This is a genomic window from Pseudomonas sp. HMWF032, from assembly GCF_003060885.1.
Classification (GTDB): domain Bacteria; phylum Pseudomonadota; class Gammaproteobacteria; order Pseudomonadales; family Pseudomonadaceae; genus Aquipseudomonas.
Genome location: NZ_QAIG01000005.1, coordinates 268613 through 285374, shown reverse-complemented (window position 1 = coordinate 285374; position 16762 = coordinate 268613). Strand labels below are relative to the sequence as shown.

Genomic DNA, 16762 nt, shown 5'->3' with positions numbered 1-16762 from the left:
CTCAGGGGCTTACTGTTTGACCACATAGACCTTGTAGACCAGCCCGCCCTGCGCATCACGCTCAATCTCGACGCCATGGTTGTCATGCTCAAAGCCGGGGAAGTGGCTGTCGAACAACTCCATGGCCAGCAGGTAGTCAATGATCGCCTGCTTGTCTGCGCCGGCCTTCTCGCCCGGCATCATCAATGGGATGCCCGGCGGATAGGGCACGATCTGCACGGCCACGGTACGGTCCTGCATGTCACGCACGGCGATCTGCTCAATCTGCCCTTTAACCAGGCTGGCAAAGGTGGTGCGTGGCGACGACACCACATCGGGGAGCAAGCTGAAGGCGGCGTCCATGTTGTGCAGCAGCTTGGAGCTGAGCATGTCCGCATGCATGGCGTCGGCCAGGTCTTTCAGGCCCATGCCGCTGTAGCGCGCCGGGTATTGGCTGACCAGCTCGGGCATGACCAACTCCAGCGAGGCGTTGTGGTCGTAGTGTTTCTTGAACTCCAGCAACCCAGCCACCAGCGAGCCCCACTTGCCCTTGGTCACGCCCAGGCTGAACAACAGCAGAATCGAGTACGGCTCGGTTTTTTCCACCACGATGCCACGGCTGGCGAGGAAGGATGACACCAGCGGCGCGGGAATGCCGCTGGCCTGCATCTGCCCTTGCAGCGTTTGCCCGGGCGTCAGCACCGTGACTTTGATCGGGTCGAGCATGCAGTAGTCGCTGCCCAGATCACCGAAACCATGCCAACTGGCATCCGGTTTGAGCACCCAGGCATCGCCATGACGCAAGGCCTGCGGGTCAATATCGGCGAAGGGGATGCCGTTGACTTCATCCGGCTGCCACACGCCAAACCACCAGTCCTGTGGGTTGCGTGTGCGGACTTCGTTGCCCAGACGCACCATGGCCTGACGAAAGCCAATCGCTTCGGCAATCGACTCGTCGGTAAGGTACTCGCCAGCGTCGTCCATCATCTTCGCCGACACATCGGTGGAAGCGATGATGCTGTACTGCGGCGAGGTCGAGGTGTGCATCATGAAGGCTTCGTTGAACAGCGCCGGTTTGACCGGCACCTTGCCCGAGCGGATATGGATCATCGACGCCTGCGACAGCGCCGCCAGCAGCTTGTGGGTGGAGTGGGTGACGGTCACCGTGGCGTCGTCGGCATGCCGCTCGCCGCGGTGCATGCCGTAACGGCCTTCATACAAGGGATTGAACCGCGCGTAGGCGTACCAGGCTTCGTCGTAATGAATCCGGTCGACGCTGCGGCTCAGCTCGCGGGTGGTGGTCTGCACGTTGTAGCACAGGCCGTCATAGGTCGAGTTGGTCAGCACGGCCAACACCGGCTGCACCGCCTTGCCCGCCAACAGAGGGCTTTCGGCCACTTTCTGCGCCACCGCCTCAGGCGTCAGCTCGCTGCGTGGCACCGGGCCGATCAGCCCGCGCGCATTACGCCGAGGGCGCAGGTACAGCGGCACCGCGCCGGACATATTCAGCGCGTAGTTCAGCGACTTGTGGCAGTTGCGGTCGACCAGCACCGCATCGCCATCGGTCACCGCTGAATGCAGGACGATCTCGTTACTGGCTGAGCTGCCGCCCACCGAGAAAAAGGTGTAATCCGCACCAAACACCCGCGCGGCGTATTTTTCCGCTTCGGCAATCGGCCCGGAATGGTCATTCAGCGAACCCAGTTCACCCACCGACACACTGAGGTCGGAGCGCAGCATCTGTTCGCCGTAAAAATCCAGAAAGCTACGGCCCACGGCGGTTTTCATAAAGGCCGTGCCACCGGTATGCCCTGGTGTGTGCCAGGAGTATTCGTGGGTGTCGGCGAAGTTCACCAGCGCACCAAAGAACGGCGGCAGGATGCTGTCCAGGTAGCGCCGGGCAGCAGCCTCAATGCGCCCGGCGACAAATTCCGGGCTGTCCTCGGGCTGCCAGATAAAGCCGTCGATATTTTCGATAAACGCCAACGGCACCTGACCATGATGGGTGCGGCTCATGCCGAGCATGATCGGCAACTGCGCGGTGCGCTGACGGATCAACTGAATCAGGCTCATTGCCTGCGGCAGGTTACCCTCGCAAGCGCCCCAACCGAGGATCACACAGCAATAGGCCGGGTTGGCGCGAAAGGCGATTTCGGCATCTTCCAGCGAGCTGACGCGCACCACCTCCAGGCCCTGCTGCAACAACGCGGCAGCCACTTCCTCGGCGCTGCGCAGCACAATGCTGTCCGGGTTTTCCAGGGTATTAACCACAATCAGCACGGGGTAACGCTGGGCCAGTGAGGCCGGTAACGGCAACTTGGCGTGACTCATACAGAACTCCTTCTCAATAAATACCGCTGCGCGGGTAACCGTCGTGTTGCGCTTACCCGCGCCTGATTACGGGTTAAGGCACCAGAAGTGGTAATCGCCGTCTTTGTGCACGGCACCCTCCACTTCTTTCTCAAAACCGGGGAAGTGGTTGCCCCAATTCTGCAGGGCCTGGATATAACGAATCCAGGGGCCATCCAGCGGCCCCAGGTTCTCACCGGGCATGACAATCGGGATGCCCGGCGGATACGGCATGATGCCAACGGCGGTGACCCGGCCGGCGGCCTGATGCAGGGGCAGCAGTTGCGCCTCACCGGCTTGCAAGGCCTGAAACGCCGCGCGCGGGGTGGTCTCGATGTGCGGCAGGTTGCCAAAGGCCTCGGCCTGTAGGGCATCCATGCGGCTGCTGCGCATGTACTCGAACATCTCGTTGCTCAGGTCCCGCAGGCCCATGCCGGCATAACGCTCTGGGTTTTGCGCAAGCAGATCCGGCAGCACGCGTTGCAGCGGCGTGTTGTTGTCGTAATGGCGTTTGAACGCCAGCAGCACGTTGATCAAGGTGGCCCATTTGCCTTTGGTCACGCCGATGCTGAACAGGCACAGCACCATAAAGTCAGTGATGCGCGACGGCACGATGTTGTTGCGATAGAGGAAGGCACCGAGGATCGGCGCGGGAATGCCCTGTTCAAGCAGGTGCCCGTCAGCCCCCATGCCCGGCACCATGATGCCGACCTTGATCGGGTCGAGCATGCACCAACCGGCTTCCAGGCCCTCAAAGCCGTGCCACGAGGCACCCGGTTCCAGCGTCCAACAGGCCGGGTCGCTGACCAGTTGCTCGGGGTCGGCGTCGGCGAAATCAACCGGGTTGCCGGTTTTACTGTCGCGGACCTGTGGCGCGTTCCACGGCTGGAAGAACCAATCGCCACGGCTGGCAAACTCGCGGTGGGTGCGCGCCAGCGCCTGACGAAAATCCACGGCCTCGCGAATCGAGTCCTGGGTCAGGGTGTAGCCGCCCTTGCCGTCCATCATCGCCGCGCCCACTTCGTTGGAGGCGAACAGGGCATACAGCGGTGAGGTGCTGGCCTGAATCACAAACGACTCATTGAAGCGGCTGTGCTCGACCGGGTTGCGGCCATTGCGAATATGGATAAACGAGGCCTGCGACAGCGCGGCCAGCAGCTTATGGGTGGAATGGGTGGCGAACACCGTGGGCGCATCGGCCTTGTGACTGCTGGGCTCACCGCGCATGGCGAAGCGATTCTGATACAACGGGTTAAAGCGCGCGTAGCCGTACCACGCCTCGTCGAAGTGGATACGGTCGCTGCTCTGCGCCAGCAGATTTTCCGCGCGCTCGGCGTGCAGGCACATGCCGTCATAGGTGCAGTTGGTGACCACCGCGTAGACCGCTTTGTCACCCTTGGCCTGCGCGCGCAGCGGGTGGTTGGCAATGGCTGTTTGAATACGCTGCGGGTCAAACTGCGCGGGCAATAACGGCCCGATGATGCCGTAACGGTTGCGTGTGGGCGTCATGTACAGCGGCAACCCGCCGCTCAGCACCAGGCCTTGCTCAATGGATTTGTGGCAATTGCGGTCGCACAGGGCGAACTGGTTTTCGCCGACGCAGGCCATAAAGATCGCCCGGTTCGAACCCGAGGTGCCATTGAGCACCGAATACGAGGCATGGGCGCCGAAGATGCGCGCCACGTAGGCTTCGGAGTCCGCGACCGGGCCGCTGTGATCGAGCACTGAGCCGAGGTTACCGCGCTCGATGCCACTGTCGGCACGAAACAGGTTTTCACCAAAAAAGTCGAAAAACACCCGCCCAACCGGCGATTTGGTAAAGGCAATGCCGCCCTGATGCCCCGGCGCGGCCCAGGAATGCTCGTCTTTGCTGGTGTAACGCAGCAGCGCGTCGGTGAAGGGCGGTAGCAAGTGTTCGAGGTAGCGGTTGATCGCGGCAATCACCCGGCCGACAACAAAAGGTGCGGTGTCTTCAAGCATCCAGACAAACTCGTCCGCCAGTTCCATGGCCTCGACGGTGATGCTCTTTTTCGCATTGCGATCGGCCAGCAGAAACACGGGCAGGTTCTCGTTGCGCTGGCGAATGGTGCGCAGCAATTCCAGCGCCTGAGCGTGCGAGGCTTCGTCGTTCTTGCCCAAGGTCCAGTCGACGCACACGCAATGCAAGGCCGCATCCGAGACCACGGCCGCCAGGGCATCATCAAAGGAGATGGCCTTGATCAGCTCAGCATTGCGTTCAGCGAATTCATCAACCAGTTCGGTCAGCACACGACCGCGCATACTGCCGGGGTTGCCGAGGTCGTCATCCACCAGTAACACGCGCATTTTCAGGGTTTTATTGGTGCGTCCAATCATTGCATTGCCTCCACAGTCCTTTGGCGCCAACCAGATCGATCATCAGAAAGCGTGCGCCTGTTGAAGATGTACAGAACAGCGAAATTGGTAATGATTCCCAAAAACGTGCAACAGACTATGCGACAACCACACGACGCTTCTATGACATGGATCAACAGCCTAGTCCGCATCGTGGCGGCTGCAACCGTTCGGGCTGGCGAATCGAGGCGGCGGGATCAAGACGAATCAGCGCAGCACGCACCCTAATGCCGTAAAGCAGCTGCCCAGAAACAACAAAGCCCTGCAGAGCAGGGCTTTGTTGAACACGATCCGCTTACGCGTCGCTGTCGGCGACCGCTTTGTAGGCCGCCGCGTCGAGCAGTTTGTCCAGTTCGCTGGCATCGGCCGGCTTGAGTTTGAAGAACCAGCTGCCGTACGGGTCGCTGTTGACGCTTTCCGGGCTGTCGGCCAGGCCATCGTTGATTGCGATCACTTCGCCGGAAATCGGTGCATAAATATCGGAGGCAGCTTTGACCGACTCCACCACACCGGCTTCCTGACCGGCGCTGAGGGCTTTGCCCACTTCCGGCAGCTCGATGAAAACCACATCACCCAGGGCTTCCTGCGCGTGATCGGAAATACCCACGGTAACGCTGCCATCAGCTTCCAGACGCGCCCACTCGTGGCTGGCGGCGTAACGCAGATCGGCGGGGATAGTGCTCATGTGTCGTTCCTCATCTGACATGACGGCGACCACGCCGTCAGGGAAATTTAGCAGGCCGTGGCCATACCGAAAGAAAGTCTTTAAAAACCTAGTCCGCTGCCTCAAGGCCGCGGCTTCTGACCGTCCATGGCCACCAAGAATCTAAATCAGGGCTTTGCCGTTACGCACAAAACTGGGCTTCACCACGCGCACCGGGAACCACTTACCGCGAATCTCCACTTCGGCACGCTCACCGGTTGCCGCCGGCACACGGGCCAAGGCGATGGATTTGCCCAGGGTCGGCGAGAAACTGCCGCTGGTGATTTCACCTTCGCCGACGCCCTCAACCCGCACCACCTGATGGGCGCGCAACACGCCACGTTCTTCCAGCACCAAGCCAACCAGTTTGCTGCTGACGCCTTCGGCGACTTGCCTGGCCAATGCGCTGCGACCGACAAAAGCCCGCTCCGCCGGTTCCCAGGCAACGGTCCAGGCCATGTTCGAGGCCAGCGGCGTGACGCTTTCGTCCATGTCCTGACCGTAGAGGTTCATCCCCGCTTCCAGGCGCAGGGTGTCACGCGCGCCCAAACCAATGGGGGGAATACCGGCACCGACCAGTTCATTGAGAAAGGCCACCACTTCGCTGGCCGGCAGCATGATTTCCAGACCGTCTTCACCGGTATACCCGGTGCGGGCGATAAACCAGTCGCCCTCCGGCAGGCCTTCAAAGGGTTTGAGGCGTTCGATCAGGCTGGCACGCGGCCCGCTAACCAGCTCGGCGGTCTTGCTGCGCGCCTGCGGGCCTTGCACGGCCAGCATCGCCAACTCGCGGTGTTCTTGCACCTGCACGTCAAAGTCAACGCTCTGCAGGTGCATCCAGGCCAGGTCTTTGTCGCGGGTCGAGGCATTCACCACCACGCGGTAACCCACGTCGGTGAGGTAGACGATCAGGTCGTCGACCACGCCACCCTGCTCATTGAGCATGCCGCTGTAGAGTGCCTTGCCGACACTCTGCAAGCGGCCGATGTCGTTGGCCAGCAGGTGCTGCAAGTAGGCTTTGGCCTGGCTGCCGGTAATGTCGACCACGGTCATGTGCGACACATCAAACACACCGCAATCGCGGCGCACCTGATGGTGCTCCTCGACCTGCGAACCATAGTGCAACGGCATGTCCCAACCGCCGAAGTCGACCATCTTGGCCCCCAGAGCGAGGTGCAGGTCGTAAAGCGGTGTGCGCTGTCCCATCAGTGTCTCCTTGCGGGCTGGGCAGTGCAGCGGCAACCGGTGCGGATGCTGGCACGGGCTATCGAGAGGATCAGCCGCTGCGAATGGCGCGCATTGTAGCGGCAAGACCGGGGACGGTCATCTTGGTCTTGGCTGCCTGTTAGGCAGCCGGCGGATTACGCCGCTCTGCGGCTCGCACACCCTAGCCGATGCGCCGGGCCGAGCGGCGGATCAACAAAATGACCGGCAACAAACCCACCAGCACCAGGGTCAGCGCCGGCAAGGCGGCGCGCGCCCATTCGCCTTCGCTGGTCATTTCAAACACCCGCACCGACAGCGTGTCCCAGCCAAACGGACGCATCAGCAGGGTGGCGGGCATTTCCTTGAGCACATCGACAAACACCAGCAGCGCCGCCGACAGCGCCCCCGGCACCAGCAGGGGCAGGTAGACCTTGAAGAAAAGCCCAACGCCGCCGACACCCAGGCTGCGCGACGCTTCCGGCAAGGAGGGGCGAATGCGCGCCAGGCTGTTTTCCAGCGGCCCGTAGGCCACCGCCATAAAGCGGATCATGTAAGCCAGCAGCAGCGCCGAGAGGCTGCCGAGCAGAATAGGCTTGCCCGCACCGCCCAGCCAGCTGGACAGCGGAATCACCAGTTCGCGGTCCAGGTAACTGAACGCCAGCATGATGGCCACCGCCAGCATCGAGCCGGGCAAGGCATACCCCAGATTGGCCAGCCCGACCGTTGAACGCATCAAGCGTGTCGGGGCCAGACGCCGGGCGAACGCCAGCAGCAATGCCACACTAACGGTGATCAGCGCAGCCATCGCGCCCAAATAGAGGGTGTGCAGGATCAGCGCGCTGTAGCGCTCATCCAGATCGAAACGGCCGCGCTGCCAGAACCAGACAATCAGCTGCAGCAGCGGAATCACAAAGCCGCAGGCGAACACCAGCCCGCACCAGGCACTGGCGGCCAGCGCCTTGCCGCCCTTGAGGTGATACAACGCCTTGCCGCGCGGCCGCTCATTCACCGGACGCACCGAGCCCCGGGCGCGGCGCTCACCATAGAGCACCAGCATCACCGCCAGCAGCAGCAGGCTGGCCAGCTGGGTGGCGCTGGTCAGGCTGTAGAAGCTGTACCAGGTCTTGTAGATGGCGGTGGTGAAGGTGTCGAAGTTGAACACCGACACGGCACCAAAATCCGCCAGGGTTTCCATGATGGCCAGCGCCAGACCGGCGCCAATCGCCGGGCGTGCCATCGGCAGAGCGACACGCCAGAACGCCCGCCAGGGGCTCAGGCCGAGCACTCGCGCGGCTTCCATCAAGCCCTTGCCCTGGGCCAGAAAGGCATTGCGTGCGAGCAGGTAAACGTAGGGATAGAACACCAGCACCAGGACGATGATCACCCCACCGGTTGAGCGCACCCGAGGAAAACGCACGCCGCTGCCGAACCACTCACGCAGCAGGGTTTGCAGCGGCCCGGCGAAATCCAGCAGGCCGACAAACACGAACGCCAGCACATAAGCGGGAATGGCAAATGGCAGCATCAACGCCCAGTCCAGCCAGCGCCTGCCGGGGAACTCACAAAGGCTGGTGAGCCAGGCCAGGCTCACGCCAAGCAACGTCACGCCAACGCCTACGCCGAAGACCAATACCAGGGTATTGCCGAGCAGGCGCGGCAACTGGGTTTGCCAGAGGTGCGTCCAGATTTGCCTATCGACCTCGTGCCAGCTGAACAGCAGCACGCTCAGCGGCAGCAGCACCAGCAAGGCAACAGTAAGGGCGATGGGGTACCAGCGGCGCTGGGCAGGATGGGCCACGCAAATTCCTCAGACTGAAAACACAACGCCCCGGACTGGGCCGGGGCGTCGAGTATAACGAGGTAGGATGGGTTGAGGCGCGTAGCGTCGATACCCATCGCATCGGAACTCGATGGGTATCGCTGCGCTCGACCTACGCGGTCCGACCCATCCTACGAGCTGGAGCGGCGAAAGCCTGAGGCTTACTGCCAGCCCGCGCGATCCATCAGCATGGTCGCTTCGGCCTGGCGCTTGCCGGCCACTTCGGTGGCGATCGAGTCGGCCTTAAAGGTGCCCCAAGCAGCGACTTCCTTAGACGGTGCGACCGCCGGGTTGGCCGGGAACTCCTGGTTAACGCCGGCGAAGATGGTCTGCGCTTCTTCGGTGGTCATCCACTCCAGCAGCTTGCGTGCGGCTTCGGCGTGCGGTGCGTGCTTGGTCACACCGGCACCGGCCAGGTTGACGTGCACGCCACGGTCGTTCTGGTTCGGCCAGTACGGCTTCACTTTCAGATCAGGCTGCTGCTGATGCAGGCGGCCGTAGTAGTAGGTGTTGGTGATGCCGACGTCGCACTGACCAGCATCGATGGCCTGCAGCAGCGCGGTGTCATCGGCAAACACGTCGGTGGCCAGGTTGTTGACCCAACCTTTGATAATTTCTTCAGTCTTGGCCGCACCATGGGTTTCGATCAGGGTGGCGGTCAGCGACTGGTTGTAGACCTTCTTGCTGGTACGCAGGCACAGACGGCCTTCCCAGTTCTTGTCGGCCAGGGCTTCGTAGGTGCTCAGCTCGCTCGGTTTAACCCGCTCGGTGGAATAGAAAATGGTCCGTGCGCGCAGCGACAGGCCGGTCCAGCTGTCAGTGCTCGAGCGGTACTGAGCGGGGATATTGGCGTTGATCAGCTCGGACTTAGTCGGCTGCAGCACGCCTTCCTGCTCGGCTTGCCAGAGGTTGCCGGCGTCGACGGTGATCAGCAGGTCAGCCGGGGTATTGGCGCCTTCGGCTTTCAGGCGGGCGATCAGCGGCGCTTCCTTGTCGGTGATGAACTTGACCTTGACCCCGGTTTTCGCGGTGTAGGCATCGAACACCGGCTTGATCAGCTCGTCGATACGCGAGGAATACACCACCACTTCATCGGCGGCCTGCGCAGTGCTGGCCAACGCGGTGAGAGAGAGTGCGGCGAACAAGCCTTTGCTTACCTGCATGGTGTAATGCCTCTTGGTATAGACGAGTTAAGGTGCCAAATACTAGTGAATGGCATTTAGGTTCTCAACTCGTTATATATTTAAACCTGTAACAAGTGCCTTCAATCCGCCTATGCCACTGCCTGCTGCGCGGCCAACTGCTTGGCCTGCTCGCGCAGGACAAACTTCTGCACCTTACCGGTGCTGGTCTTTGGCAGACTGGTAAACACCACGCAGCCCGGCACCTTGAAACGCGCCATGCGCATCTGACAGAAGGCAATCACCTCCTCGGTCGTCAGCTCGGCACCCGGTTTGAGGGTGACGAAGGCGCAGGGTGTTTCGCCCCATTTGGCATGGGCCATGGCCACCACGGCGGCTTCGAGGATCTGCGGATGGCGATACAGCACGTCCTCCACCTCAATGGACGAGATGTTCTCGCCACCGGAAATGATGATGTCTTTGCTGCGGTCCTTGATCTCCACATAGCCGTCGGCGTGCCACACGGCCAAGTCGCCGGAGTGGAACCAACCACCGGCAAAGGCTTCGGCAGTGGCTGAGGGGTTTTTCAGGTAGCCCTTCATCACCACGTTGCCACGCATCATGATCTCGCCGATGGTCTGGCCGTCTTTCGGCACCGGTTGCAGGGTATCGGGATCGGCCACCATCAAGCCGTCGAGCAACGGCGCACGCACGCCCTGGCGGGATTTCAGGCGCGCGCGCTGCTCAGGGGTTTCGCTGTCCCACTCGCTTTTCCACTCGCAGGCCACGCTGGGGCCGTAGGTTTCGGTCAGGCCGTAGACGTGGGTGACGCGGAACGCCAGCGCCTCCATGGCTTCGATCACTGCCGCAGGCGGCGCAGCGCCAGCAGTCAGCACCTTAACCGGACGAGTCTTCAGCGCCTTTAAATCATCGGCGGCGTTGGCCAGCATATTCAGCACAATCGGCGCACCGCAGAAATGATCGACGCCATGCTCGGCAATCGCCGGGTAAATGGCTTCGGCGCGCACATGGCGCAAGCACACGTTAACGCCGACATACGCCGCCAACGCCCACGGAAAGCACCAGCCATTGCAGTGGAACATTGGCAGCGTCCACAGGTACACCGGGAAGCGGCTCATGTCCCAGCACATGGCGTTGGACAGGGCATTCAGGTGCGCGCCACGGTGGTGGTAAACCACGCCCTTGGGGTTGCCAGTGGTGCCGGAGGTGTAATTGAGGGAGATCGCCTGCCACTCGTCCGCCGGCAACTGCCAGGCATAATCCGGATCACCTTCGGCCAGCAGCGCCTCGTACTCCAGCTGGCCGATCAGCAGGCCCTCGGCGTATTCCGCATCATCGATACCAATCACCAGCGGCGGCTGTGGCAAATGGCCGACCACGCGCTGCGCCAGTTCGCCGAACTCCTTATCTACCAGCAGCACCTTGGCTTCGCCGTGCTGCAGGATAAAGGCGATGGCTTCGGCATCCAGGCGGGTGTTGATGGCATTCAGCACCGCGCCACACATCGGCACGCCGAAGTGCGCCTCGAACATCGCCGGGCCGTTGGGCGCGATCACCGCCACCGTGTCGCCCAGGCCGATGCCGCGCTGGGCCAGCGCCGAGGCCAGACGAATGCTGCGGCTGTAGGTGTCACCCCAGGTCTGACGCAGGGGGCCGTTGATCAGCGCCAAACGCTGCGGATAGACGCTGGCGGCGCGCTCCAGAAAACTCAGCGGACTGAGCGCCTGAAAATTCGCCGCATCGCGGGGCATACCGTACTCGTAGGGATTGACGCTGTGCATGGTTGTTCTCCAGCTGAACCTCGGGCTGGAGAAACCCTAACAGTGCTGGGGTTTTAACGCTGCGCGACCTTGGTCGAAACCGTGACTCGCAAGTCAGCAATCACGTCAGCATAGGCATCCAACTAGCCATGCTGGACGCTCACCCACGGCGCACCACGCGTTCTAGAGCGTTCCGGCAGCATGACAAACCGCCATAGCCTCACCTCAGTTTGTCTGGCGTTATCTTTTCAAGGAGTTATCGAGTGACCTCACGCTTACCTGTGATCGTTGGTTTTGGTGGCTATAACGCGGCCGGGCGCAGCTCCTTCCACCATGGCTTCCGCCGTACTGTAATCGAGTCGATGAACACGCCGGCGCGTCAGCAGACCCTCGCTGGTCTGGCGGTGATGATGAAACTGGTCAAGGTAGTCGATGGCCACTATCAGGATGACGCCGGCAACACCCTGAGCCTGGCCGAGATCGACAGCCGCTTCGCCGAGCAGATTCTCGCTTCGACCCTGGTGCGCCGTATCGAAAAACAACACCTCGACGTCGACGCTGCGCACTGGCAAAAAACCATCGACATCAGCGCCACCGCTGGTCAGCCGCTGAGTTTTATCACCCTGCGCAAACACCTGCCCGAGCCACTGCCGAGCGACTGGACGGTGGACGAGTTGAACGCCAGCGAAGTGCTGGTGACCCTGCACGACAACTGCGCATTCAAGGTCGACAGCTACCGCGCCCTGCCGGTGAAATCCGCCGGGCAGCTGCCCAGCGGCTTCGAACCGAGCGAGCTGTACAACGCGCGCTTCCATCCGCGCGGTCTGGCCATGACCATCGTCGGCGTCACCGACGCCCTGCGCGCCACCGGCATCGACTGGCAGACCATCATGCAGCACGTGGCCCCGGACGAAGTCGCGGTGTTCGCCGGCAGCATCATGAGCCAGCTGGATGAAAACGGCTTCGGCGGCCTGATGCAGTCACGCCTCAAGGGCGGCCGCGTCACCGCCAAACAGCTGGCCCTGGGCCTGAACACCATGCCGGCGGACTTTATCAACGCCTATGTACTGGGCAGTGTCGGCACCACCGGCAGCGTCACCGGTGCCTGCGCCACCTTCCTTTATAACCTGCAGAAAGGCATCGAGCTGATCAGTTCGGGCAAAGCGCGGGTGGCCATCGTCGGCAACAGCGAAGCGCCGATCAATCAGGAATGCATCGAGGGTTACGGCGCCATGGGCGCGTTGGCCACCGAAGACGGCCTGCGTCAGATCGAAGGCAACGAGACCGTTGATTTCCGCCGCGCCAGCCGCCCATTTGGCGAGAACTGCGGCTTTACCCTGGCCGAAGCCTGCCAGTTCGTCGTGCTGATGGACGACGCCCTGGCCCTGGAGCTGGGCGCGGATATCCATGGCGCGGTGCCGGATGTGTTTATCAACGCCGACGGCTTCAAAAAATCCATTTCCGCCCCCGGCCCCGGCAACTACCTGACCGTGGCCAAGGCCGTGGCCAGCGCCGTGCAACTGTTGGGCATCGACGCAGTGCGTGAGCGCAGCTTTGTGCATGCCCACGGGTCCAGCACCCCGGCCAACCGGGTGACCGAATCGGAAATACTCGACCGCGTGGCCGCAGCCTTCGATATCAAGCAGTGGCCGGTGACGGCCGTGAAGGCTTTTGTCGGTCACTCGTTGGCCACCGCCAGTGGTGATCAGGTGATCTCCGCTCTGGGCAGTTTCAAATACGGCATCATCCCCGGCATCAAGACCATCGACGCGGTGGCCGAAGACGTGCACCAACAGCACCTCAGCTTCGCCACCACCGACCGTTCACGCGCACCCGAGCAACTGGATCTGTGTGTGATCAACTCCAAGGGTTTTGGCGGCAACAACGCCAGCGCCCTGCTGCTGGCGCCGCATGTGACCGAACGCATGCTGCGCAAGCGCCATGGCGAAGCGGCCTTTGCCGACTACCTGCAGCGCCGCGAAGTCACCCGCAACGCCGCTCAGGCCTACGACGCGCAGGCGCTACTGGGGGATTTGGGGATTATCTACAACTTCGGTAACGACCTGATCGACGATAAGCAGATCGAGATCAGCGCCGAGCAGATCAAGGTGCCGGGCTTCGCCCAGCCGCTGCTGTTCAAGAAGGGCGAACGCTACGGCGATATGCTCGACTGAGCGTCAGTGATGGGTTGGCCTGCGGCTAACCCATCCTACGGCCTTGGCTTAATCCAGCGCACGAGCTAGTTGAATCAGCTCGGCGCGCCAGGCAGCGGCCGCTGGCAGGGCCAGAAAGTACGGATTAAGCAACGACTCACGCGCTTCATAGGTCAGCGTTTCGCCCTTGAGCGTCAGCACTTCACCACCCGCCCCTTCCAGCACGCCCTGCGCCGCGGCGGTGTCCCACTGCGAGGTGGGCGCCAAGCGCGGGTAGCAATCGACATTGCCTTCGGCCAGCTGGCAGAACTTCAGCGAGCTGCCGACATTGGCCAGTTGCAGATCACCAAAACGCTCGCTCAAGCCAGTCAATAACGCTTCCTGCGCCGGGCTGGAATGGCGGCGGCTGGCCACCAGGGTAAAGGCCTCCTGCGGGGCCAGGCGTACACGAATCGGCTCAGCCGTACCCGCCGCATCGGCGCACCAAGCCCCCAGACCGGCACCGCCGTAATAGCACTGGCCGGTGGCCGGAATACCCACCACGCCAAATACCACGCGCCCCTGCTCAATCAGCGCGACGTTGACGGTGAACTCTTCGGAGCCGGCGATAAATTCCTTGGTGCCATCCAGCGGGTCAACCAGCCACCAGCGAGACCACTGCGCACGGGTGCTCAAGGCAATATCGGCCGCCTCTTCGGACAACACCGGAATATCAGCCGCCAAGGCCAGCAGGCCGTCATTCAGAATATGGTGCGCGGCCATGTCGGCAGCCGTGACCGGCGACGCATCGGCTTTTTCATTCACCGTTACATCGGCGCGCCAATGCGGCAGTGTTGCCGCGCCAGCCTGGCGCACCAGTTCAATCACAACGGGGATCAGCGGATGGCTCATGGCTTAAAGATCCCACGCTGAGTCAGTACATCGCGGGCCAGGTACAGCGCGGCCAGGGCGCGACCTTCGGTGAATTGCGGGTGCTGGATCAGGCTCGACAGCTCGCGCAGGCTGGTCTGATCGACGCGCATCGGCTCCGGCTCATCGCCGGGCAGGCGTTCTTCATAGAGGTCCGAGGCCAGCACCACCTGAATCTTCTGGCTCATATAGCCCGGCGACAGGCTCAGCTCGGCCAGCAGCTCAAGCTGGCGCGCACCGAAGCCGGCTTCCTCTTTCAGCTCGCGGTTGGCCGCGTCCAGCACGTCCTCGCCCGGTTCGATCAGCCCTTTGGGCAGCGACAACTGGTAGTCATCGGTGCCGCCGCAGTATTCCTCGACCAGCAGCGCGTGCTCGGCATCGACCATCGCCACCACCATCACCGCACCATAGCCGGCCCCCTTGCCCACCAACCGTTCGTAGGTGCGCTCGACGCCGTTGCTGAAGCGCAGTTGCAGCTCCTCAACGCGGAACAGGCGGCTGCTGGCGACAATTTCGCGAGCGAGTACGGTGGGTTTCTGACGCATGGGGCGGCTCCTGGGCAGGACATAGCGGGTTATCATAGCGCGGCTTTTCCTATTATCTGCGTAGGAGATTGCGCGATCACGACGCCTGCGGCGCAAATCGCGACCGCCTGCGCATCTACCAGAAGAACTGCGCATGCCTGCCTTGCCCTGGAACGCCATCGACACCGTCTTGCTGGATATGGACGGCACCCTGCTCGACCTGCACTTCGACAACCACTTCTGGTTGCAACACCTGCCGCAGCGCTATGCCGAGCACCACGGCGTCAGCCGCGCGCTGGCCGACGCCGAACTGCTGCCGCTGTTTCGCCAGCACGCCGGCACGCTCAACTGGTACTGCACGGATTTCTGGAGCCGCGAGCTGAACCTGTCGATCCGCGACCTCAAACGCGAAGTGGCGCACCTGATCGCCCTGCGCCCGGACGCCGACACCTTTATCCAAGCGCTGCGCCAGGCCGGTAAGCAGGTGGTCATGATTACCAACGCGCACCGCGACTCGCTGTCGCTGAAGCTGGAACGCATCGAGCTGGCGCCCTACTTCGGCCGGCTGATCAGCTCCCACGACTATGGCTTCCCCAAGGAAGACCAGCAGTTCTGGCACGCCCTGCAGCAGGACATCAGCTTCACACCGGCGCGCAGCCTGTTTATCGATGACAGCCTGCCGATCCTGCGCAGCGCCGGGCGCTTTGGCGTCGGCCACCTGCTCGCCGTGCGCCAGCCCGATAGCCAGGCGGGGCCGAAGGACACCGAGGAATTTGCAGCCGTCGAAGACTACCGCGCACTGGTGCAGGGGCTTTAACCTCACACCCGTTGGCCGACCCAGGACGTTGAGGACGCATCATGGATATCAAACAGCTGAAATTCCTCATCGCCCTGGATGAAACCCGCCACTTCGGCCAGGCCGCCGCGCGTTGCCATATCACCCAGCCAACCCTGTCGATGCGCTTGCGTCAGTTGGAAGACGAACTGGGGCTGGAGCTGGTGCGCCGTGGTCAACGTTTCGAGGGCTTCAGCGCCGAGGGTGAGCGCATTCTGGCCTGGGCGCGCAGCCTGATGGCCGCACACGATGGCTTGTATGCGGAAGCGGCCGCCTGCCGTGGCCAGCTGGTCGGCACCTTGCGTTTGGGCGTGGTGCCACTGGCCGGTTTCGATCCCATGCGCCTGGTGCAGTTTTTCGCTGAGCAGCATGCCGGGCTGCGCTTTCAGTTGTTTGCCCTGAGCAGCGAGGAAATTCTCGAACGCCTCGGGCGCAATCAGCTCGACCTTGGCCTGTCGTATCTCGATCGCCTCAACCCTGAACATTTCGACAGCCTTGAGTTGGCGGAAACGCGCATGGGCTTGCTGCATGACCGTCGACATTTTCAGTTCACCGACCCGGCGCTGCGCTGGGAAAGCCTGATTGACCTGCCGCTCGGCCTGCTTTCGGCCGGCATGCATTTTCGCCAGTCCATCGACCACAGTTTTCGCTCCCGTGGCCTGACGCCCAGCCCACGGCTGGAAACCGATGCCGTGCATCAACTGCTGCAAGCGGTCAGCGCCGGGCTGTGTTGCGCGATCATGCCGCTCAACGGCGGCCTGGCCGAGTTCACCGAGCACTTGGCGCTCACGCCGATTGAGGATGCCCATACCCTCGCCCCGCTGGGCCTGATCTTGCGCCGCAGCGCACCGCGCTCGGCCCTGGCCGAAGCCTGCTTTGCCGAAGCGCAGAAACTTTTACCGGGCGCGACAGGCTGAAAGGCTCAGGCTTGAAGCCTTGATAGATACTGTCGATCACAAGATCAGCAACAGCGATTAGACGCCCCCGCTAGAGCGGCCTAGGCTGGCGCT

General features: G+C 62.3%; 12 protein-coding genes. 3 read left to right on the top strand and 9 right to left on the bottom strand.

Annotated elements, in window-relative coordinates; all coding sequences use genetic code 11:
* Window positions 1-9: 9 nt before the first annotated feature.
* The 7 genes from DBR00_RS04120 to DBR00_RS04090 all read right to left on the bottom strand — a co-directional run bounded on the left by DBR00_RS04120 (window position 10) and on the right by DBR00_RS04090 (window position 11352).
* The gene (locus DBR00_RS04120; protein ID WP_108487902.1) at window positions 10-2310 is read right to left on the bottom strand and encodes an Orn/Lys/Arg decarboxylase N-terminal domain-containing protein; all 2301 of its coding nucleotides are present in this window, start codon (window positions 2308-2310) and stop codon (window positions 10-12) included.
* 66 nt (window positions 2311-2376) lie between these two features.
* Entirely contained in the window at window positions 2377-4683 is a 2307-nt protein-coding gene (locus tag DBR00_RS04115) for an Orn/Lys/Arg decarboxylase N-terminal domain-containing protein (protein WP_108487903.1), read from the bottom strand.
* Between the two features lie 313 nt (window positions 4684-4996).
* Window positions 4997-5386 carry a glycine cleavage system protein GcvH gene (gcvH, locus tag DBR00_RS04110; RefSeq protein ID WP_108487904.1) on the bottom strand — a complete coding sequence of 130 codons (390 nt, stop codon included), beginning with the start codon at window positions 5384-5386 and terminating at the stop codon, window positions 4997-4999.
* 141 nt (window positions 5387-5527) lie between these two features.
* Window positions 5528-6610: a glycine cleavage system aminomethyltransferase GcvT gene (gene gcvT / locus DBR00_RS04105; RefSeq protein WP_108487905.1), complete on the bottom strand. Its 1083-nt coding sequence runs from the start codon at window positions 6608-6610 to the stop codon at window positions 5528-5530.
* A gap of 181 nt (window positions 6611-6791) precedes the next feature.
* Entirely contained in the window at window positions 6792-8408 is a 1617-nt protein-coding gene (locus DBR00_RS04100; protein WP_108487906.1) for an iron ABC transporter permease, read from the bottom strand.
* Between the two features lie 182 nt (window positions 8409-8590).
* Window positions 8591-9592 carry an extracellular solute-binding protein gene (locus tag DBR00_RS04095; protein WP_108487907.1) on the bottom strand — a complete coding sequence of 334 codons (1002 nt, stop codon included), beginning with the start codon at window positions 9590-9592 and terminating at the stop codon, window positions 8591-8593.
* Between the two features lie 110 nt (window positions 9593-9702).
* The gene (locus DBR00_RS04090) at window positions 9703-11352 is read right to left on the bottom strand and encodes an acyl-CoA synthetase (RefSeq protein WP_108487908.1); all 1650 of its coding nucleotides are present in this window, start codon (window positions 11350-11352) and stop codon (window positions 9703-9705) included.
* Between the two features lie 242 nt (window positions 11353-11594).
* Between DBR00_RS04090 and DBR00_RS04085 the strand changes: the two genes are divergently transcribed.
* Entirely contained in the window at window positions 11595-13505 is a 1911-nt protein-coding gene (locus DBR00_RS04085) for a beta-ketoacyl synthase (protein WP_108487909.1), read from the top strand.
* Window positions 13506-13553: 48 nt separating this feature from the next.
* Here the strand turns inward: DBR00_RS04085 and cysQ are convergent, their stop codons facing one another.
* Complete coding sequence (cysQ, locus tag DBR00_RS04080) at window positions 13554-14375, bottom strand: 3'(2'),5'-bisphosphate nucleotidase CysQ (protein WP_108487910.1); 822 nt, start codon at window positions 14373-14375, stop codon at window positions 13554-13556.
* Entirely contained in the window at window positions 14372-14938 is a 567-nt protein-coding gene (nudE, locus tag DBR00_RS04075; RefSeq protein WP_108487911.1) for an ADP compounds hydrolase NudE, read from the bottom strand. Before nudE ends, cysQ begins: the two co-directional genes overlap by 4 nt.
* Window positions 14939-15071: 133 nt before the next feature.
* On the opposite strand from nudE, the gene yrfG reads away from it, so the two are divergent.
* Window positions 15072-15734, top strand: a complete 663-nt coding sequence (gene yrfG / locus DBR00_RS04070; RefSeq protein WP_108487912.1) for a GMP/IMP nucleotidase — start codon at window positions 15072-15074, stop codon at window positions 15732-15734.
* A gap of 41 nt (window positions 15735-15775) precedes the next feature.
* The gene (locus tag DBR00_RS04065) at window positions 15776-16669 is read left to right on the top strand and encodes a LysR family transcriptional regulator (protein ID WP_108487913.1); all 894 of its coding nucleotides are present in this window, start codon (window positions 15776-15778) and stop codon (window positions 16667-16669) included.
* Window positions 16670-16762: the final 93 nt, after the last annotated feature.